Genomic DNA, 21,126 nt, shown 5'->3' on the forward strand with positions numbered 1-21,126 from the left:
AGCTTTTAGGCGAACGCTTCGCTTCCTCAGATTATTTCTGCCCTCTCCGTTCTCATGTACATGTTAGTTGGACTTGTAAAGTTCAATCTCCACTCCCGCCAAAATGAACGGAGCGACCGACTTCGGATCATTAATCCGAATGGACTCGGTCACATAATACTCATAGGACCCGTCACGATACGGGCTTCCTCCAAGACCGGCTCCGCCGTTACACTGCGTCAAGGACAGCACACCTTCACGGTCCGTTTGCAGCAGATGCTGTAGCAGACCCTGATACCCTTTTTCCGCAACCGCTTTGAACTTGCCACTCAGATATCCTTTACGCACACCTTTGGCCAATGCATAGACAAACATTGAGGTCCCGGAAGCCTCCAGATAGTTCCGCTCACGTCCCGGTTGATCCAACAAATGTGGCCATAGCCCGGTCTGCTGATCCTGCACATGCACTAGTGCGTTTGCTACCCGTTCGAAGATACCCACAATCTGCCCGCGTTGCGGATGATCTACCGGCAGATAATCCAAGGTATCCACAACCGCCATCACATACCAGCCCATCGCCCGACTCCAGACATGTGGTGAACATCCCGTTTCACCCGAACTCCAGCGCTGCTCTTTGCTCTCGTCCCAGGCATGGTACAAGAGACCACTACGCGGATCACGTGTACGTTGCTCCACCAGCAAGAGCTGCAGAGCCGCTTTGTCAAACCACTTCTCTTCACCCGTCACTGCCCCATACTGGGTCAGATACGGAGTAGCCATGTACAATCCATCCAGCCACATCTGGAAAGGGTAAATCTTTTTGTGCCAGAACCCGCCTTCACTCGTATGTGGCTGTCCCTTAAGCTGAGTCATCAGCAACTCCGCAGCTTTGCGATACTTCTCTTCTCCCGTTTTCTCGTGCAACAGAAATAGTGATTTCCCCTGATTGATCTGATCCAGATTATATTCCTCGATCGTATAGGAGCGAATGGAGCCATCTTCCTGAACAAAATGATCCATCAGCTCACGGATATAGTCAAAATATTTTTGCTCCCCCGTGTGCGTATACAGCTCCTCCAGCGCTTTCAGTAAGCAGCCGTTCTCATAATGCCAAGTGGCGTACAACTCATGGTTGCGATAACTTTCCATGAATTGCTGTGCCATGCGCACCGATGTGAGTTGAAGTGTTTCCTTCATGATCAAGCCTCCGCTTCCGTCTCTTTATTGAGCCTGTTTTTTGTAATCTTCGGCATATTCCTCACGAATCTTGTTTCCACCCGCATTGCCCCAATTCTCGATTTCCTTTTCCCAGCCACTTTGATCGATCTTGCCCATAATGTATTTGGTTTGTGCATCGGCAATCACCTGATCCAGATCCGCCCCACGGTCACCATACGTTGGAGAATATAACGTCAGCGCAGGGTTTGGCACAGCGTGCTCCGCCAGTTCCTTGGCAAGTGCCGTACCTTTTTCACCCAGTTCGGTATCCTTCAATTTTGGTACGTTATACCCTTCGACATAAGGAAGATTATCACGGTAAGGTTTCACTTCACGCTGGAATGCATCGAAGTCACTCATCTCCACCTGATCTTCGCCCACTTTGGTGTAATGTTTGTCTTCCATACCACGCATCAACAGGGTCGCCATCTCAGGGTCCATCAGTTTATCCAGGAAGGAGAGCAGGTTTTTGAGTTCTTCTTCCGATTTCACCGTTGACTTAGGGAATGCCAGAATGCCGGAGTTACCCGTCTGTCCTGCAACACGATCTCCGTTCGCTCCAAGCAACCCAGCGATATCTACCACACCATCCGGATTGTTTTTGGACAGACGTTCTTGCTGACTTTTTCCGTTCTGAGCAACACCAACACGGATCCCCACAACACCGGAATCATACTTTTTCTCCGCTTCCGTAGAGTCGAATACAGCAAAATCCTGGTTCAGCAGTTTCTCATCGTACAAACGTTTCAGCAGATCCAGCACCTGCATATATTCCGGTGTCATGAATTCCGGCGTGAAGCTGCCATCATCTTCGACCTTCCACTTGTTAGGTGCACCAAAACTTACGCCAAGGCGCGTCGTGAAGGAATATTGATCCTCATTATATTTTTTAAATAGCATTAGTCCAAACGTATTATCCTGACCATCTCCATCCGGATCGGAGGTTGCCAGTGTCTTGATCGTTTCATACCATTCATCCGGTGTGGCTGGCACCTTGAGATTCAGCTTCTCGAACCAATCCTTGCGATAGATTACCGTAGCCCGCGCAATATCAGAGAATACAGGAACCCCGTAGATTTTGCCCTCTACCTTGATGTTGTCAAAAAAACGCTCGTTCTGTGCCGACAGATTTTTGTAATCTTTCAGCAACGGGCCAACTTCCCAGAACACGTCATTACGCATCGCGCTGGTCACCGTTGGATTATATTGCACTTTCACAATTTTTGGCATATCGCTTGAAGCGATCATCACGTTAATTTTGTCATTGTAGGCCGAAGCCGGAATCCACTGGATATCCAGTTTGGTATTGGTATACGCTTCAATCTTTTGCTGAACTTCATTGCCTTTGCTTGGCACATCACCAACCTGTGCAATGGCTATGGACACATTTTGTACGCCGCCCTCGGCAGCCTGACCCTCGTCTGATCCGCATCCTGCCAGCAAACCTGTCACCAGTGCCAGTGTGCTCAAGACAGCTACGGCTTTCTTTTTTGTTGCTTTCATAACATGAAAACCTCCCTTTTTTTATGCAGTCATACTGAACTGACTTCGAACCATGTGCCGACTCAACCTTTCACCGAACCCAGCATCACGCCTTTTGCAAAGTGCTTTTGCAGGAATGGGTATACCAGCATAATCGGGATCGTGGAGAACACGATAACGGCCATGCGAATGGTAAGCGGCTGGATCTCGGTCTCTTCGATACTTGTGTCTCCGATTCGGCTCTGTGCCAGAATGACAATCTCACGCAGCCAGACTTGGACAGGCCACTTCTCACTATCATTGATATAGATAACAGCGCTGAAGAAACTGTTCCAGTGGGCCACCGCGTAAAAGAGTGAAAATGTCGCCATGGCTGGCATGGACAACGGCAGTACAATCCGGAACAATACGCTGACATCGTTACATCCATCAATTTTGGCTGCATCCTCCAGCTCGTCGGGAATGGCCTGGAAGAAGTTTTTGAGTACGATCAAGTTAAATGCACTAATAGCAGTAGGCAGCATCAGTGACCATAACGTATCCGTCAGGTGCAAGGATTTCACGACAAAGTATGTTGGAATCATTCCGCCACTGAAGAGCATCGTGAACAATACACCGAGCAATATGGGCTGGCGTCCACGCAGATATCTTCTGGAGAGCGGATATGCCATAAGTGACGTAAACAGCAGGTTAATAAAGGTACCGATCACGGTAATATAGACCGATACGCCCAGACTGCGAATCAAGGTATCTGTAGAGAAAATGTAACGGTACGCAGCCAGAGAGAACTCTTTTGGAAAAAGAATGAATCCTCCCTTAGCCACTTCATGCGGACTGGTAAATGAGACAGCCAAAATATAAATGAACGGGATGACCGTCACGATTCCAATCAACAGCAGCAAGCCGTGATTGAGAAAATCAAAGATCCGGTTGCCCCACGTTTTATCCTGTTGCATTTTAATGTTCACTCCTGTCTGGTGAAGAACGTCTACTCCCGAGGGTTAGTAGACGCCTTCCTCCCCGAATTTTTTGGCCAGCGTATTGGCACCAAGAACAAGCGCCAGCCCGACAACCGATTTGAACAACCCGACAGCAGCACTATAACTGTACTGTGCCTGGGTAAGACCCTTCGTGTACACGTAGGTATCAAATACCTCGCCCACATCCCGGTTTGTCGGAGTTAGCATCAGGAAGATCTGTTCAAAACCTGTATCCAGGAAATTGCCCAGACGCAGAATGAGCAAAATGACGATGGTACTGCGAATGGCCGGCAACGTAATGTGCCAGGTTTGGCGCCACCGATTGGCACCATCAATCCGTGCAGCTTCATAGAGCTGTGTATCAACACCGGAGAGCGCCGCCAGGAAGATAATTGTGCCCCAACCAACTTCTTTCCAGATGGATTGTCCGACAATCATCGTTCGGAACCATCCGGGTTCAAGCAGGAACGCCACTTTTTGGCCCGTCAGGTTATAGAGCAATTCATTAATCGCACCACCCTCAGTTGTGAACAGCATGTAGAACACACCGACAACAACAACCCAGGAAACAAAGTGTGGAACATAAACAAGAGTTTGTACAAATCGTTTGAAGCGTTCACGGCGAACTTCATTCATCATGAGTGCCAGTACAATCGGCAGTGGGAAAAAGAACACAATGTTATAAATGGCAAGTAAAAACGTATTTCGAAATAATGTCCAGAACTGCGGTTCTCCGAAGAAACGCTGGAAATGTTTGAACCCTACCCAGTCACTTCCCAAGATGCCCTTGTAAGGCGTGTAATCCTGAAAAGCCATCGTGATGCCATACATGGGTATGTATTTGAAAATAACAAAGTAAAGCACACCCGGTATTAACATGATATACAGCCACCGGTTTTTGATAATGTCCCTCCACAGCAGGTTTTTGTCACTGCGGGTAGCGGGCCGTGTTCGAGCCGCCGTTTCGGCTTTCATATTGTCTTCCTCCCCACATTGGAAACGATTACAAAATATCACTTCCTGAATTCATGTCTTCATTGTGGAGGATAAACGAATGACTGGCTATCGTCTCGTTTTAGCCTTTTGTTTTTCCTTATGTAGCAACGGTTTAGCTCATTTCCCTCACAGAGTTCAAAGGCGCAATGAACTGCTTTCAACCTCTATATTCCTGTCTTAACTTCATGGAGAAAAGTGGTCTTCTTCCTTCATCCAAATATAAAAAAGCCTGCCTGCCATGGCGGGCAGAGCAGGTTTGTTTTATCGCTGCTGCTCCCGGTACTTGCCGGGGGTGGTTCCTGTGATTTTGCGAAATGTACGGATAAATGCGGTTGGGTTGGTATAGTTTAATTTCTCGGCAATCTCCGATATTTTAAGATTTGTTGTTTGCAGCCATGTCTTTGCTTTTTCCATACGATACTCTGCGAGATATTCCGTAAAATTGACTCCTGCTTCCTTCTTGAATACCCGACTTAGGTAAACAGGGTGAAAATTAAGCTCAGCGGCACAGGCTTCCAGCGATAATTCACGATCATAACGTTCCTCAATCAAACGAATCATACGTCTCGCAATATTCATGTATTGGGACTCTTCCTGCTCTCGCCAGAAACGGATGACGGGCAAGAACAGCCGCTTGCGGAACCAATTGGTCATTTCGTCCAATGTGGACAACTTCAGCAAATGTGACATCGATGCTTTTTCACCCAGTACTTCAGCTACATCCCCGCCCTGCTCCTGCACAAGCTGATATACACGAGACAATAACTGAACCATAATGACGGGGTATTCACTGAAATGAAGCTTTTTGTCTGCAAGCAGCCTCAAATATTGCTTAAAGTAGGCGTCCGTCTTCTCCTCATCTCCTTGCTTGAGCGCAGACGCAAGCTGATCCTCGATCATACGTAACTGGGTATACAACGCGGCCTCCATCTGACCACGTGGCTGAATATCCTCGTAATGCAAAATAATACGGCTGCCCAGACTGACCCGGCCTTGCAGAGCCTCTCGGCTCTCTTGAACCGCTCTTGGCGTATCGCCGATACAAGCGTAGGAACGACTGATGCCGATACTTACGGGCAGATTCAGATAGGTCACGACACGTTCACGAATCCAGTCTGCCTGGGTATGCATCCATTCCTTCAGCTGCACCTCATCCGTCAGTTCGGAGGCAAGTACGGTGACCTGAGCATCATCCAGCATGACAGGGGTGAACCGAACTGCCGAAGGAAGGAGCTCACCTACCATATTGTTGACAGCAAACAGCAGCAGATCGCGATCCTGTTCCTCATATCGTGTCCCTTCCAAGGTATCAATCTGGAGCATGAGTACACCAAGACTCGCCCAGCCTGTCGGGAAATCGTACAATTCTCCCTGATATCTGAAATCTTCTTCCGAGATTTTACCTGTCAACAGTTTGGTCATAAAAAACTCCTGGAGGTGCACATGCTGCCCCTTCATCTGCTCACGCATCGTTTTCTCCGAACTGAACAAGGTTGACAATTGCTCCTCAATATAGATAAATTCATCTTGACGGCGTCCTGACGGGGCAACTGGGGAATCCAAACCCTTCGTAAATTGCAGCAGTCTGGAGATTGGTGAGTACATCCGCCGACTGCCGTATATGGCGAACAATCCCGTTACACATAACATGACCAGTGTAGCGATACCGGTAACCAATGCAATTTTCTGTGACTGGGCCGTGATCTGTCCAAGAGATACAACGGACACGTATAACCAGCCATTGAGCGGAGATTGCCTATAACTAACTGCCACTTGATTACCTTCCACCTCCGCACTGAAGAAACCCTCTGGCTGGCCCGTCGTTTGCACCATTTCCTGAATTTCCTTATTCAGCGCGTCATATTTCCCGCCTTGCTGCATATCGTTCAGAAAATACTTCTGCTCCCGATCCAGAACGTACATATCTCCAGAATTCGTATTCCGGCTCAAGTAGGTACTCAGTTCCGTATCGGCGATATCAATCACAAGAAATCCCTTTGGTTTCACATTGGTTGGTATCATCGGGATTTTGAATACCATACTGACCACATTATCCGATGATATAAGAGCAGGTGCCTGTTCGGGTGTTAGTTCACCCATACCTGCTGACACAGGTACACTTTCTTTGGCTGAACTGGCATTCTGAGTGACCCAGAACAAGCTGTTGGTATAACTTAGGTAGGAGCCAATTCGGTCTCGAATGCTGAAATCATCCAATTTGCCAAAAGAACGCATCGAAACGACCCAATCTTCATCCAGATTGACCAGATAGGCTTGGTCAATGTTCGTAACCGCTTGCAAGTTGTTAAAACCGGAGGTCAGATCACGAATCTCCTGAAACTCGCTGCTGTCTAGTGGTTTCTTCATCGCTTGTAGTACCAAGGGCGAATTAACATACTGGATGGATGATAATTGCAGGCTGCGCAGAACTTGTTCCACCCTCATTTGGGTCTGATGCAATATCTGAAGATTGCTCTCACGCACTTTCTGTTCAATGTCACGTGATGCAATCGTATACGAGACCGAACCAATAACAATGACCGGAAGGGCTCCGAGGATCAGGGTAAAACAGAGCAAACGCAGTAAATACTTCGGCAAGAAGAGCATCCTCCTTTATATGTATGTTTATTAAAATAAATCGCTTTCATTGGATTATTTTACTATTGTTATTTTAAAACCCATTCTTATTCAAGTCCACTCATTTATTCTAAAGGTTGACTTCAAACCAATTTCCAGTTTATATTGGTTGCATATTCCTCAATCAAAGGAGAGATTTTTAATGTCGGTGAATGTTCTTAACTAACCAAGTTTCATATTCAGGAGTTTGGCCTTTCATTGCGCTTGTGCCCATATGGCATACGTGTATTTCATGATGCGCCAGATCCCTGTACTTAGTTAAGAACAGCGGATATCATAAATCGCCTCCGGGATTGTAATTGTCCGGGTCTATTTCCGCGCTGAGTTCAGCGCGGATTTTTTAATATAGACCTGTAGTGGACTTTGCTTTCCCATACGTTTAGGGCGGAGAATGACGTTTGTTCATTCTCCGCCCTTTTTGCGTTTTCCAGGACTATGTTTCAGCGCGTCAACTGAAATCCCAATTCCAATTCAAGGAGAAATTACGCATGAATGAAAACACATTAAACAGTTTGGGCTATCCACAAATTCAAAAAAATGTTGCAGACTGCGCCCTGTCTTATCTGGGCAAACGTTATGCGAGAGAACTAAAACCGATGGTAGATGCTCACCTGATCGAGATTCGCCTGGAAGAAACAGCAGAAGCTGCTGCATTGATTCGCTTCGGGGCCAGTATCCCCCTCCCTTCACTCGACGGAATGGAAACCATTATGGATCTGCTTGGCACCGGTTATCTATTCAGTGAACGCGACTTCAGTCATCTCGCTCAGTTCTTGCGGAGCTGTGCACAACTTATGAAATACATGGAGGGCAAATCCGGGGCCGCTCCCACCGTCAGTCGTTATGCAGCATCCATGATTCTAATCGAACCTTTGCTGAGTGAGATCGAGCGTTGCATCCATAGTGGACGCATTCAGGATCAGGCGAGCAAGGAACTGATTCGTATTCGTAAAAAAATAACGGTGAATGCGGAACGCATGAAACGAAAACTTGATTCTCTGGTGAGTAAACATCGCTCCATTATGCAGGAACATGTCATCAGCCAACGGGGAGAAAGAACGGTGCTGCCCATTAAGAAAGAGTTTCGCAAACAGGTGAAAGGCAGTGTGCTGGATGAATCGGGGAGCGGGCAAACCGTGTATATTGAACCCGTTGAATTAGTAAGTCTACAGATGGAATTGGCCGCTCTACAAGCCGAGGAGTCCCGAGAGGAGATGAGAATTCTCGGTGATTTAACCTCTCTGGCCGAATCGTATAACCGTGAAATCGCCCTCAACACCGAAACGGTAGGTGTATTGGACTTCCTGTTTGCCAAAGCCAAATATGCGGCCACCATGGATGGGCGTACCGTTCGAGTCAATACTCAGGGCCACATCAGCCTTCAACGTGCACGTCATCCGTTCATGGGTTCTTCCATGGTTCCCCTTGATTTTGCAATCGGCAGAACATACTCGTCGCTCATTATTACGGGCCCGAATACCGGGGGTAAAACGGTCGCACTCAAAACACTTGGTTTGTTAACCCTGATGATGCAATCCGGTTTGCTTATTCCGGTGGAGGAAGGTGGTGAGATGGCTGTTTATAACGAGGTAGCGGTTGATATTGGTGATGGGCAGAGTTTGGAACAAGCACTCAGTACATTCTCTGCACATATTCGCAATATGATTGGCATACTGGAACAGGCGAATACATCAACTCTGGTGCTCATTGATGAGATGGCCTCCGGCACAGATCCCGGTGAAGGTGTTGGACTTTCTATCGCCATGCTGGAGGAACTTCACAGCCGCGGAGCAACCGTTGTAGCGACAACACATTTTGGTGAAATCAAACATTTTGCAGCTGCCACACCAGGATTCGAAAATGCCCGTATGGAATTTGATACCGTATCTCTCCAGCCACTTTATCGATTGCGTATCGGAGAAGCTGGTGAGAGCTATGCTTATTCCATCGCATTAAAGCTGGGCATGCCACAGCGAATTATCGAGCGATCCAAATCCCTGTCCGATCAAAGTATTTCGAGAGATCGTACATTCGTGTTCACGTCACCTCCTTTGGAAAAACCGATCCTGACGCCTGATCGTTCCGTTGCAGAAGCAGACGGCCCAGCAGAGTTATCCAAGCTGAATCAGCCGAAGCAGTCAAAGGATTCAATCGGTCTCCACAAAAAGACAACAACCAGAGAGTCGGATTCTCCTGCCAAAACTTTTCGCAAAGGGGATCGGGTGTATGCGGCCTATCTCAATCAGTCGGGCATCGTCTGTGATGTCGAGGATAGCCGTGGAAATATCGGGGTCATGCTGCGAGGACGCAAAGTCAAAATCCATAAGAAACGCCTGACCCTGCATATATCTGCCAATGAGCTTTATCCAGGTGAAGATTATGATTTGGACATTGTGCTAGAAACAAAGGAAAATCGTAAGAAACGTAAATTGATGGGACGCAAACATGTGGAAGGCCTACAGATCGAATTACCGCCTGAAGAATAGCCGATAGGAGAAACAGATGTGGTGAACTGGAAGTCATATATACAGAGTGAAATCCATAATCACCGGCGTATTTCTGTTATACTGGGACCAGTATGTTTAACTTCAGCTCGTAGCTATTCACAGGGAGGGAAGAACCCAATGTCTGCAGAACAAGACAACCAAGAGCGCAGCAATATCGATGTTCTTGTCTGCCCATTATGCGGGGAAGCTAATCGATGTTCCTATGCCGCAGGACATCCTCATTCGGAATGCTGGTGTAACCGGGCTACTTTCCCCGAAGGTGTATTTGACCGCATTCCCGCAGAGCAGCGCCGAAAATCGTGCATATGTCAACGCTGTTTGGACGACTATGCCAATAAAAGCCAACCAAAAGAAGAGCCACACAGTTAACAACTGTATGGCTCTTCTTCTATTATGCATTATCTAGACTGTTAGCCTCGCTACCACTGCTCTTACATTTGGTTATACTGGGCAACAGCCTGTTCAAGCACCGGATGATGCTCATCCATGGACGTATAATGGTGGAGTGCAGCTGTAATCCCCTTCTGGCGGATCATGTCCTGCAGTTCAACTGCTTCCGGATCATCGGAGACATCGAACTTGCAGGCTGCTGCCATGCCCATAGCCAGATAAGTTGTTTCGCTTCCATCCGCATAGGCCTGAAGGGCCGGACGAACCAGACGATCATTTGGAGACAACTTGCGCAGCGGGGAACGACCAACACGAGTAACCTCATCAGTAAGATACGGGTTTACGAATCGTCCCAATATTTTGACAATATACTGCTCATGTTCTTCCGGGTTGAATGCAAAACGCTTCACTAGAACTTTTCCAGTTTCCTGCAAAGCACCGTATACAATCGATTTCACCTTCTCGTCGGCAATAGCCTTCTGAATCGTGTCATACCCGTGCACATTACCGATATATGCTGCAACGCAGTGTCCTGTATTAACCGTGAACAGCTTCCGTTCGATATACGGCTCCAGATCATCGACATATACAATGCCTTCAACCGGTTTGAATGCAGGAGCCATCTGGGAACGATCCACCACCCACTCGTAAAAAGGCTCCACCTGTACATGCAACGGATCTTCATGATGCTGAATAGGCACAATTCGGTCTACGGCCGAGTCTGGAAAATAGACATACTGATCTGCAAGAGAACGTACCTCTTCATTAAGCAGAGCATATACATGCTCTTTCAATTGCCTACTGGCTCCAATGGCGTTCTCGCAAGCGATAATGTGAAGCGGGTTTTGTGCCGGACCCGAATTCAACCTTTTCTCAAGTCCCTTTGCAATACCTGGTGCAATATGTTTCAGCACGCCTACGCCCACCGCCGTTGTAATCAGATCAGCTTCCACCACGGTTTGGGCAACCGTCTCCAGCTGGGTTCCATTGATTGCATTTACACCTGTGACGGTCTCCTGATCCTTGCTCTCGTTGGCCAGTTCCACCGTATACTGCCCCCGTTGCTGGAGAGCTGTTACCAAGGTCTGATTCACGTCAGAGAAAATCACCTCATACCCTGCACGGGAGAGAATCAATCCGATAAACCCACGTCCTATGTTACCTGCGCCAAAGTGTAAGGCCTTCATAGCTCCATTTCACTTTCCAGAATAGCAATAACTTCTTCGGCTGTTTTCGCCAGACGCAGGGCCTCCATATTCTCATCCTCAGCACAGATCACCGCGATGCTAGTCAAGATCTCCATATGTTCCCCGCCTTGAGCCGCGATACCAATGACCATATAGGCTTTTTCTTCGCCAAAATCAACACCCTGTGGATACTGAATGACAGAGATACCTGTCGATAAAATGAAAGCTTTGGATTCCTTTGTACCGTGCGGAATAGCCAGACCGTTCCCTACATAGGTCGAGACAATCTCTTCACGTTCAATCATCTTCTCAATGTAATCAGCGGTAATATGTCCCGCATCCTTTAGAATCTGTCCTGCCATACGAATCGCTTCGTATTTGTCCTGAGCCGTCGCATTCATGATGACTTTATCTGTTGTTAACATACTCATAATGGTTGACCTCCAATTTCGGTTTTACTGCGATAAAATCCAACAAGTTCCTGGGACAGGTAATGAATGAGTTCATCCCTGATACCCTTTTCCAGCAATGTAATCATTTCCTCCTGTAATAACAGGGCGCTGATCTCACTGAGAACCTCCAGGCTTTCCTTGGATAATTCTCTGGGACCGAGCATCAAGAGGACATGGGTAACTCCTGCCGGATCATCCGGCGTACGAAGGAGTGGCTCAGTGAGCTGAAACAAGCTAATGGACGGCCTGTAGATCCCCTCACTGCGTGTATGAAACAGCGCAAGTCTTGTGCCGGGAATCTTCTGACTCCCCACTGCCTCACGTGCCTCCAACCGTTTTGCGATCTCCCCCGGTTCCTTCAACACACCAGATCCATGGAGTACGTTGCACATCGCATATACGGTTTTATAGAAACCGATATCTTGGTTATCCAACGGATACACCTGAAACTTGCCAATAATTCGGACGATTTCAACTAAAATAGCTTCCATTCCATCCGGGTCCGAGTAACGACTTGTCGTCTGAACCTCGGCTTCACGGGGTTTATTATGCTGTCGTTGTAATGTTGTTGTTCGGATAAAATGACGCAGACGTTCGCTCTCTTCTGCCGTAAGCAGTGGACTCACTTTGTAATACTGATGCTCATCCATCGGCAGATCAACAGTGGATAACACCAGATCATATTGATCTGTAGGCATCCGGGCAGCTTCATACCAGGACACGCTATCCATGATCCGAATCTCGGGAATCTCCTTGGACAGTCGGCTGGAGAGCATACGTGATGAGCCGATTCCGCTTGTACACACGATGATCGCCCTGATCTCCCGTTTCAATGCACGTAACCTCTCGATGGAAGCCCCAAAATGCATGACCAGGAAACCAATTTCTTCATCCGGAACGTCTGTACCTGGCCAAGCTTGATGCACGGATTGTTTGACCTCTTCGAAGAGGGAATCATAATCCTTGCGAATCTGCTGCAGTAGCGGGTTACGAATCATCTGTTGTCCTTCAATTCGCTCCATGACAGGTTGCATATGACCAAGCAGACCTTCACGAAGCAAACGATCCTCATGAAAGGCGTAATGCGTTCTCGCCTGCATCTGATCAATCAGTGAATGTACCCTGTCCAGTAAAATCAAATCGTCTATTGGCAACAGCCGCGAAGAATGAATCCGCTGCTCTGTCTCAACTAATAGTCTGTGAAAATAAGCTTGCTCATCTTGGGAGAATGTCAGCCCCAGCTGGGTCGATAACACACCACACAAGCGGGAAGCCATATAAGGTGGAACCTTCATCTCATCCTGCTCTGCGACTTCATCTCCATTGTTCTCCAGGGGAGGTATACGGCCAATGCCAGAGCCTTTACGAATACGTACAACCGCTACGGATAATTGAATCAGCAACTTCATGTATTGGCGTTCCGGGATGTTCTCCAGCCATTCGATGTCTGGTTGCCATAATGCATTTTCGACCGTAAGCACATCACCGTGTCCAATCATATCCAACAATTTTTGGTTTACGATGGAGCCTCCCTGTTCTGGCTGTCTTCCGAACAGGTCGGACTCATCCAGAAATTCCAGAGCAAGTGCAGCTATGGCTGTGCGATGAATCGTCTCACTTCCGTTAATCTTGACGCCATATCCTCGTCTGCGAACCAGCTTTAGTCCCGCCTGACGAATTCGTGACTCCAGATCGTCCAGATCAGTGGTTACGGTGGATACGGTCACTTTCAGATCCGAAGCCAAGGCGAGTAACTTTACAGGCTCCGGTTCATCCAGCAGGATGCAAAGCATGAAGAGCTTACGCTCTTCTGGCGTAAACTCTACATATTCTTTACCCTCTAGTTGCTGGCGCAATACAGCCAGATCATCGGAACCGGCATCGATTCGGATACCGGTTCCTGATTTTTTTTCCAGCTTCATACCCAAAGGTTCAAGCCATTGTTCAATCATTTGCAGCTCCCGGTGAACCGTTCGGGTACTGACCTTTACTTCAACGGCGATTTCGCCGGCTGTTACTTCATGTGGATGCTCTAGCAAGAACTCCACGATTTCACGTTGTCTTTTGGTAATACTCATATCTCAGCCTCCGGCTCAGGGAAAACAAATGCGTGCAATTACTTTAGACGTTCAACGAGCGCATCGTATTCCGGGCTTTTTAGGAAGTTGTCGATGGATATATGTTCTGCATTCGGTGCAACGGAGCGGGCACGATCGGTCAATACTTGTTGTGTGATCACCACGTCTGCATCCGGTGGGATATCACTGATAGCCGTATTGGTCACCGTAACGTCAATCCCCTCTGCCTTCATCTTCTTGCGTAGAATGGAAGCACCCATGGCACTTGACCCCATGCCTGCATCACAGGAGAAGACAATTTTCTTCACGTCTGTTTTGACTGTAGAAGAAGCCATATCTGCGGCTCTGTCTGCTTCACGTTGATTAGCCGTAATACCAGCGTTTGGCACGGTTCCTTGACTCTTCATGTCTTTCATCCGACTGGATGCGGACTCCAGATCTTCGTCCTTTTGTTTACCCGTTTTCAGCAACACTGCTGCAACCAGGAAAGAAACGACGGCTGCTACAAGCACCCCTGCGAACATCGGCAGGTATCCACCTTTTGGTGTTAAGAAGAAATACGCGATAATACTACCCGGTGATGGTGCTGAAACAAGTCCTGCTCCGGTGAGCATGAATGTTAATGTACCTGCGACGCCACCCGCAATTGCGGCAAGAATCAGAATCGGTCTCATCAGAATGTAAGGGAAGTAGATCTCATGAATGCCCCCGAAGAAATGAATGATTACGGCACCCGGTGCAGAAGATTTGGCCATTCCGCGTCCGAAGAAACAGTAAGCAAGTAAGATACCAAGTCCCGGACCCGGGTTTGATTCAAGCATGTATAATACGGATTTCCCTAATTCTCTCGCTTGATCTGTTGCAATTGGTGTAAGAATCCCGTGGTTGATTGCATTGTTCAGGAACAATACTTTACCTGGTTCAATGATTAGGTTGACCAGCGGCAGCAAACCAAGATTCATTAAGCCCTGTACACCGGCAGATAATACTTTGCTAATCGCTTCTACAGCAGGCCCGATGCCCAGTAGCGCAAAAATCCCCAAGATCCCGCCAATAATACCAGCTGAGAAGTTGTTAACCAGCATTTCAAATCCGGCTCTAATTTTACCTTCAATGGATTTATCGAACTTTTTGATAATCCATGCTGCCAGTGGTCCGGCAATCATGGCACCGAGGAACATCGGGATATCACTACCCACGATGACCCCGATGGTCATAATGGCACCCACGACACCACCACGCTGACCATGCACCATCGTACCCCCGGTGTAACCAATTAACAGTGGCAGCAAATATTTGATCATCGGATCGACTAGCTGCGCAAGCGTCTCGTTAGGGAACCAGCCTGTTGGAATGAACAGAGCCGTAATTAATCCCCAGGCGATGAACGCTCCCATATTCGGCATGACCATACCACTCAGGAATCGGCCAAAACGCTGAACACCTACCCGTAGCCCACCTTTGGAATTGGACGATTGGTCCAAATTACTCATTGTATTATCCTCCTTGGATCAAGTGATTATGATTTATGAAAGGGGTATCATTTCTCCCCTGCTGTAATCCTAAGCGAGAATGCTCTCCTGTTCAATGAAATGAAAGCGTACTTTCGTCATGAACAATGATGACAACATTAGGTTATGTAATCGTTTTACTTGATGCATAATGGCTGAACCCATTGGTACACAAGGATTTTCTTGCCTATGACTTTTGTCATTTCCAGAATCATTTTCTAAACTATAGCTTGGTCCAATCAGGTGATTTACATCCACAATCTGCTTCATTCCACATTCAAAACCATTCTTGGAAAGCACAAAAAACCTGTGCAAGCATCCGGCTCACACAGGTCGAAACAATATGAAGCTCATATCATTTAATTATAAAATATATGTTAATAAGTACAAGTTCGTTGATACTATTCTTCCGTATGTTTCCGATACGCGTCTGCATTCATCAATGTAGACAATGCTGCTGTCAGATCTCCCTCAACACGGATCTCAATCATCCAGCCTTCCTCGTAAGGAGAGCTGTTCACAAGTTCAGGGGAGTCCTGCAACGAATCATTCACCGCAATGATTGAACCAGTGACGGGAGAGAACAAGTCCGACACCGTTTTGACCGATTCGATCGTTCCAATGCTGTCCTCTGCTTTTACATTGGTTTCAAGGTCAGGCAATTCCACAAACACAATGTCACCCAGCTGATGCTGCGCGAACTCGGTAATGCCAATACGTACAGTATCCTCCCCTACGGTTTGCACCCATTCGTGCTCTTCACTGTACAGGAAATCACTTTTCAATTCGCTCATCGATATCCGCCTCGCTTTTCATTAATGAGTACATGCGTTCTTTGACCTTAACCTTTTTCCCAGAACATAGCGTATGACATTTTTGAATCAAATGTCAAGATACCTCACAATTTATTTGCTGAACACCTCTAAATCCTGTAACCGGATTACACTCTTTCTTCATATACTGGTGAATATTAGAATAGTAAGCGTAGTCTTTTTAAATACACGAACAATAAAATAAAAAATAAATTAAATATTCGGTTTTAAATCATTATCTATGATATCGTTCTTGACATCAGTAGTGGATTCACGTTTTAATGAGAGGAGTAAATGTGTTTATTGGACTATGTTATACCCGCGGATGAATGTAAAGGGAGAGATTACCCGTGACACCCGATTCGGGATGTACATGAGGTAACGCCGAAGGAGTAAACCACCGATAAGCGGGGGTGAATCTCTCAGGCAAAAGGACTTTTACGGGACGCAACTCTGGAGAGCATCTATTCGCCCTGTGCGGGCGTTATGATCACCCAAGGGGAAACCTGCTGCGCAACGCAGCGGGGTAACTCTCAGGTACAAGGGACAGAGCCTTAGAATACAGCGTGCTACTTGGCATGCCGATTCTTTGGCCTGTCCTTTTCCTTTTTCCCAAAAAACGAAAAACAGGATGTAGAACGGCGCTGCCATAGCTGCCCTTACCATACTTATGTGATGAAAATATCTAGCTGAAAATTTAAAAACACCCTGGTTCATTGATCCACGATTGTATATCCGGCCGGCTGACGGCCCATGACGAGGTGATTTGATGTCCGATTTGCTTAGAACACCACTCTTCCCACTGTATCAGCAATACGAAGGCGTACGGTGCATTGATTTTGGAGGCTGGGAGCTTCCGGTACAATTTAGCGGAATCCAGAAAGAACATGAAGCAGTACGCGAGCGCGCGGGACTGTTCGATGTATCCCATATGGGCGAATTCACAGTACAGGGTGAGCAGGCTGAAGTTTTTTTGCAACAAATGATGACCAATGATGTGACCACGCTGGTTCCCGGTCAAGCCCAGTACACCCTGATGTGTTATCCAAATGGCGGTGTGGTGGATGATCTGCTCGTGTATAAGCTGGAAGATCAGCATTATATGCTTGTGGTTAACGCCTCCAACATCGACAAGGATTGGGCGTGGCTGCAAGAGCACTTGATCCCTGGCGTGAGCATGACCAATGATTCGGAGCAGACAGCGCTGCTCGCCTTGCAAGGTCCACTGGCTGTAGACATTATCGGGAAAGTTACAGATACGGATCTATCCTCGATTGAACCGTTTCGTTTTGTGCAGGATGCTGAAGTATGTGGAGTAAAATTACTGTTGTCCCGTACCGGTTATACCGGTGAAGATGGCTTTGAACTATATGTTCCTGCGGACCAGGCTGCTGTGGTCTGGAATGGATTAATGCAAGCCGGTGAAGGTCACGGACTCGTACCAACCGGACTTGGTGCCCGGGATACACTGCGCTTTGAAGCAAAGCTCCCTCTGTATGGACAGGAATTGTCGGCAACTATCTCTCCACTCGAAGCTGGCGTAGGTATGTTTGTGAAGCTGAATGCCGGACCTTTTATCGGACACGAAGCCTTGTTACAGCAAAAAACTGACGGGCCCGCCCGCAAACTGGTCGGCATCGAAGTGTTGGAGCGCGGTATTCCCCGCCCCCACTATCCGATTTACGCCGAAGGCGTACGGATTGGTGAAGTGACAACAGGTACGCAATCACCTACATTGAAACGTAATCTGGGGCTTGCCCTCATCGACAGCAAATACGCTGCGCTGGGAACCCCGCTTGAGATTGAGATCCGCGGCAAGAAATTAAGAGCCGAGGTCGTGAAGACCCCTTTTCATAAACGGACACGTACGTCGAAGACACCTACTCAAGGAGCTGATCAAGCATGAGCAAGCACCGTTACATTCCCATGACTGAGCAAGATCAGAGCGCCATGCTCGCAACCATCGGTGTAGATACGCTGGAGGATCTGTTTCAGGACATTCCAAAAGAGATACGTTATCAGGGCGAGCTGCCCTTATCCTCCAAACTTGATGAATATGCGCTGACACGTCACATGTCCAAACAAGCCGGCGCCAACGCCAATTTCGAAACACACGCCAGCTTCCTCGGCGCTGGCATATATGATCATCATGTTCCTTCCGTCATCAATCATGTCATTTCCCGTTCCGAGTTTTACACTGCCTACACACCTTATCAGCCTGAGATCAGCCAAGGTGAACTACAGGCCATTTTCGAATTTCAATCCTACATCTGTGAATTAACCGGTATGGCTGTAGCCAATGCCAGCATGTATGACGGCGCAACAGCTTTTGCGGAAGCCGGTAATCTCGCCGCAGCAGCAACACGTCGCAAACAGCTTATCGTATCCCGTACCGTTCATCCGGAAGCCCGTCAGGTATTGCAGGCATATGCGCACGGACTCCGTCTGGAGATTGTCGAGATTGGTTATAAGGATGGCGTCACTGATTGGGATGCCCTGCAAGCAGCCATATCCGACGATACCGCTGCTGTCATGATCCAGAGTCCGAACTTCTTTGGTGCCGTGGAAAATGTGAAGCAGGCTGCCGACCTCGTGCATGCGCACAAGGGCCTGCTCGTTGTAAGTGCCAACCCGCTATCGCTGGGTCTGCTGGAAGCCCCAGGCAAGCTGGGTGCCGACATCGTTGTAGGTGATGCGCAGCCCCTCGGCATCGCCGCTTCACTCGGCGGTCCAACATGCGGATATTTCGCTGTATCCCAGCCTCATATGCGCCGAATTCCTGGCCGAATCGTAGGCCAGACCACGGATCGCAACGGCAAGCGTGGTTTTGTACTCACACTGCAAGCACGTGAACAGCATATCCGCCGCGAAAAGGCGACATCCAACATCTGTTCCAACCAAGCTTTGCTTGCACTCAGCGCATCTGTGTATATGTCTATCATGGGTAAACAGGGCATGATCGATGTCGCGGATCTGAATTTGCAAAAGAGTCATTACACCCTCAATACATTAACTGCGATTCCTAGAGTTAGCCTTACTTTTAATGCACCAACATTTAATGAGTTTGTTATTCAGCTTCCTGAGGGAACAGATGTGGATGCTCTTCAATTGAAACTGCTGGATGCAGGCTTTATTGGTGGCTACGAACTCGGACGTGATTATCCAGAGCTTGCCGGACATATGCTGCTTGCTGTTACCGAACGGCGCACTAAGGAAGAGATTGACGAATTCGCACGAGCATTGGAGGGATCGCTGTGACTCAGGAAACGACGACGACAACGACAACATCGGTACAAGGACAATCGGAAACAGGTACCTCTGTCTCCACTTCGGTTCAACCTGAGAAGGATACAACATTTAGTGCACAGACCTTATCTCCTGCTCCTGAACAATCATTGATTTTTGAACTCAGCAGCCCTGGACGTGTCGCTTATTCCTTGCCAGAATGTGACGTTCCTCGTCAGGCTGCCGATACGTTGATTCCCCGGGAAATGCTCCGTTCGGAAGCAGCGGCACTGCCGGAAGTGTTTGAGGTAGATGTTATTCGACACTATACTGCGTTGTCCCGCCGCAACTTCGGCGTAGATAACGGATTCTATCCACTTGGCTCTTGTACGATGAAATACAATCCGAAGATCAATGAGGATGTTGCCCGTTATAATGGATTCGCCAAAATCCATCCGTACCAGCATGAATCCAGCATTCAAGGTGCACTAGAACTGTTATATACGTTGCAAAACGACCTCGCAGGTCTGACAGGTATGGATGCTGTGACCTTGCAACCAGCCGCTGGTGCCCATGGAGAATGGACTGGACTTATGATGATTCGTGCCTACCACGAAGGTCGTGGCGAACAACGTACCAAAGTCATCGTGCCCGATTCTTCGCATGGTACCAACCCGGCAAGTGCAACCGTTGCAGGATTTGAAACGGTGACGATTCCATCCCGCGCAGACGGACTGGTCGATCTGGACGCACTCCGTGCAGCAGTCGGTTCGGATACGGCAGCATTGATGCTGACAAACCCGAATACACTTGGTCTGTTTGAGAAAGACATTCAGGAGATTGCATCCATCGTACATCAGGCTGGTGGCTTGTTGTACTACGATGGAGCCAACTCCAATGCCATTATGGGCATTACCCGTCCGGGTGATATGGGCTTTGACGTGGTGCATCTGAACTTGCACAAAACGATGAGTACACCTCATGGCGGTGGTGGACCAGGTTCCGGACCAGTTGGTGTGAAGAATCGCCTGGTTCCGTTCCTGCCTAAACCAATGGTGATCAAGAATGATGATGGTATGTATGCATTCGATCGTGAAGGCGATCAATCCATTGGCCGGGTGAAAGCCTACTACGGTAACTTCGGTATATTGGTACGTGCCTATGCCTACATTCGTACCTATGGACCGGAAGGATTGCGCCGTGTATCTGAATGTGCGGTACTCAATGCTAACTATATGATGGCCCGTCTCGCACCTTACTACGAGATTCCGTATCCGGGTGTATGCAAACATGAATTTGTCATGTCTGGTCGGGGGTTGAAGCAATATGGTGTGCGCACACTTGACGTTGCCAAGCGATTGCTTGATTTTGGATATCATCCGCCGACAGTGTACTTCCCGCTCAACGTGGAGGAATGCATCATGATCGAGCCGACAGAAACCGAAAGTAAAGAAACGTTGGATGGGTTCATTGATACGATGATACGGATTGCCAAAGAAGCGGAAGAGACACCTGAATTGGTACTCAACGCACCTTATGGCACACCGGTTACTCGACTCGATGAGACCACCGCTGCCCGCAAACCTGTACTGAACTGCGCCTGCAGTTAAGCACTACGTGTATTACTAATCATGCTCTTGCTGATGTTAACTACACCAGTAAGAGCATTTTT

At 47.9% G+C, this 21,126-nt stretch carries 15 protein-coding genes and 2 riboswitches; of the genes, 5 read left to right on the forward strand and 10 right to left on the reverse strand.

Features of this window, described 5'->3' with window-relative positions; all coding sequences use genetic code 11:
* Positions 1-63 precede the first annotated feature (63 nt).
* The 5 genes from V6668_RS23145 to V6668_RS23165 all read right to left on the reverse strand — a co-directional run bounded on the left by V6668_RS23145 (position 64) and on the right by V6668_RS23165 (position 7,253).
* Positions 64-1,176, reverse strand: a complete 1,113-nt coding sequence (locus V6668_RS23145) for a glycoside hydrolase family 88/105 protein (RefSeq protein WP_076319882.1) — start codon at positions 1,174-1,176, stop codon at positions 64-66.
* A gap of 24 nt (positions 1,177-1,200) precedes the next feature.
* Positions 1,201-2,700 (reverse strand): extracellular solute-binding protein, encoded by a 1,500-nt coding sequence (locus V6668_RS23150; protein WP_036674498.1) that lies wholly within the window; start codon positions 2,698-2,700, stop codon positions 1,201-1,203.
* 62 nt (positions 2,701-2,762) lie between these two features.
* Positions 2,763-3,635: a carbohydrate ABC transporter permease gene (locus tag V6668_RS23155; RefSeq protein ID WP_036617041.1), complete on the reverse strand. Its 873-nt coding sequence runs from the start codon at positions 3,633-3,635 to the stop codon at positions 2,763-2,765.
* 45 nt (positions 3,636-3,680) lie between these two features.
* Complete coding sequence (locus V6668_RS23160; RefSeq protein ID WP_017686861.1) at positions 3,681-4,634, reverse strand: ABC transporter permease; 954 nt, start codon at positions 4,632-4,634, stop codon at positions 3,681-3,683.
* Positions 4,635-4,916: 282 nt separating this feature from the next.
* Positions 4,917-7,253 (reverse strand): AraC family transcriptional regulator, encoded by a 2,337-nt coding sequence (locus V6668_RS23165; RefSeq protein WP_338706870.1) that lies wholly within the window; start codon positions 7,251-7,253, stop codon positions 4,917-4,919.
* 527 nt (positions 7,254-7,780) lie between these two features.
* On the opposite strand from V6668_RS23165, the gene V6668_RS23170 reads away from it, so the two are divergent.
* Positions 7,781-9,778 (forward strand): endonuclease MutS2, encoded by a 1,998-nt coding sequence (locus V6668_RS23170; protein WP_338706871.1) that lies wholly within the window; start codon positions 7,781-7,783, stop codon positions 9,776-9,778.
* Positions 9,779-9,916: 138 nt separating this feature from the next.
* Positions 9,917-10,168 (forward strand): cysteine-rich CWC family protein, encoded by a 252-nt coding sequence (locus tag V6668_RS23175; protein ID WP_338706872.1) that lies wholly within the window; start codon positions 9,917-9,919, stop codon positions 10,166-10,168.
* A gap of 62 nt (positions 10,169-10,230) precedes the next feature.
* On the opposite strand, the gene V6668_RS23180 is transcribed toward V6668_RS23175, so the two are convergent.
* The 5 genes from V6668_RS23180 to gcvH form a co-directional block, all read right to left on the reverse strand.
* Complete coding sequence (locus tag V6668_RS23180; protein ID WP_338706873.1) at positions 10,231-11,376, reverse strand: mannitol-1-phosphate 5-dehydrogenase; 1,146 nt, start codon at positions 11,374-11,376, stop codon at positions 10,231-10,233.
* Positions 11,373-11,807 (reverse strand): PTS sugar transporter subunit IIA, encoded by a 435-nt coding sequence (locus tag V6668_RS23185; protein ID WP_017686856.1) that lies wholly within the window; start codon positions 11,805-11,807, stop codon positions 11,373-11,375. The genes V6668_RS23180 and V6668_RS23185 overlap by 4 nt, the downstream gene beginning before the upstream one ends.
* Positions 11,804-13,906 carry a BglG family transcription antiterminator gene (locus V6668_RS23190; protein WP_036617027.1) on the reverse strand — a complete coding sequence of 701 codons (2,103 nt, stop codon included), beginning with the start codon at positions 13,904-13,906 and terminating at the stop codon, positions 11,804-11,806. Before V6668_RS23190 ends, V6668_RS23185 begins: the two co-directional genes overlap by 4 nt.
* A gap of 38 nt (positions 13,907-13,944) precedes the next feature.
* Positions 13,945-15,399 (reverse strand): PTS mannitol transporter subunit IICB, encoded by a 1,455-nt coding sequence (locus tag V6668_RS23195; RefSeq protein WP_100529086.1) that lies wholly within the window; start codon positions 15,397-15,399, stop codon positions 13,945-13,947.
* Between the two features lie 419 nt (positions 15,400-15,818).
* Positions 15,819-16,211, reverse strand: a complete 393-nt coding sequence (gene gcvH / locus V6668_RS23200; RefSeq protein ID WP_047844042.1) for a glycine cleavage system protein GcvH — start codon at positions 16,209-16,211, stop codon at positions 15,819-15,821.
* Between the two features lie 343 nt (positions 16,212-16,554).
* Positions 16,555-16,677, forward strand: a riboswitch (glycine riboswitch).
* A gap of 3 nt (positions 16,678-16,680) precedes the next feature.
* A riboswitch (glycine riboswitch) is annotated at positions 16,681-16,781 on the forward strand.
* A gap of 217 nt (positions 16,782-16,998) precedes the next feature.
* Here gcvH and gcvT point away from each other — a divergent pair.
* From gcvT to gcvPB, 3 genes are all read left to right on the forward strand, one after another.
* Positions 16,999-18,135: a glycine cleavage system aminomethyltransferase GcvT gene (gcvT, locus tag V6668_RS23205; protein ID WP_076329157.1), complete on the forward strand. Its 1,137-nt coding sequence runs from the start codon at positions 16,999-17,001 to the stop codon at positions 18,133-18,135.
* Entirely contained in the window at positions 18,132-19,487 is a 1,356-nt protein-coding gene (gene gcvPA, locus V6668_RS23210) for an aminomethyl-transferring glycine dehydrogenase subunit GcvPA (protein WP_338706874.1), read from the forward strand. Before gcvT ends, gcvPA begins: the two co-directional genes overlap by 4 nt.
* A 137-nt stretch (positions 19,488-19,624) precedes the next feature.
* Positions 19,625-21,064, forward strand: coding sequence for an aminomethyl-transferring glycine dehydrogenase subunit GcvPB (gcvPB, locus tag V6668_RS23215; protein WP_036617511.1), 1,440 nt, complete (start codon positions 19,625-19,627; stop codon positions 21,062-21,064).
* Positions 21,065-21,126 lie beyond the last annotated feature (62 nt).

This window comes from Paenibacillus amylolyticus (assembly GCF_036894225.1).
GTDB classification, from domain to species: domain Bacteria; phylum Bacillota; class Bacilli; order Paenibacillales; family Paenibacillaceae; genus Paenibacillus; species Paenibacillus amylolyticus.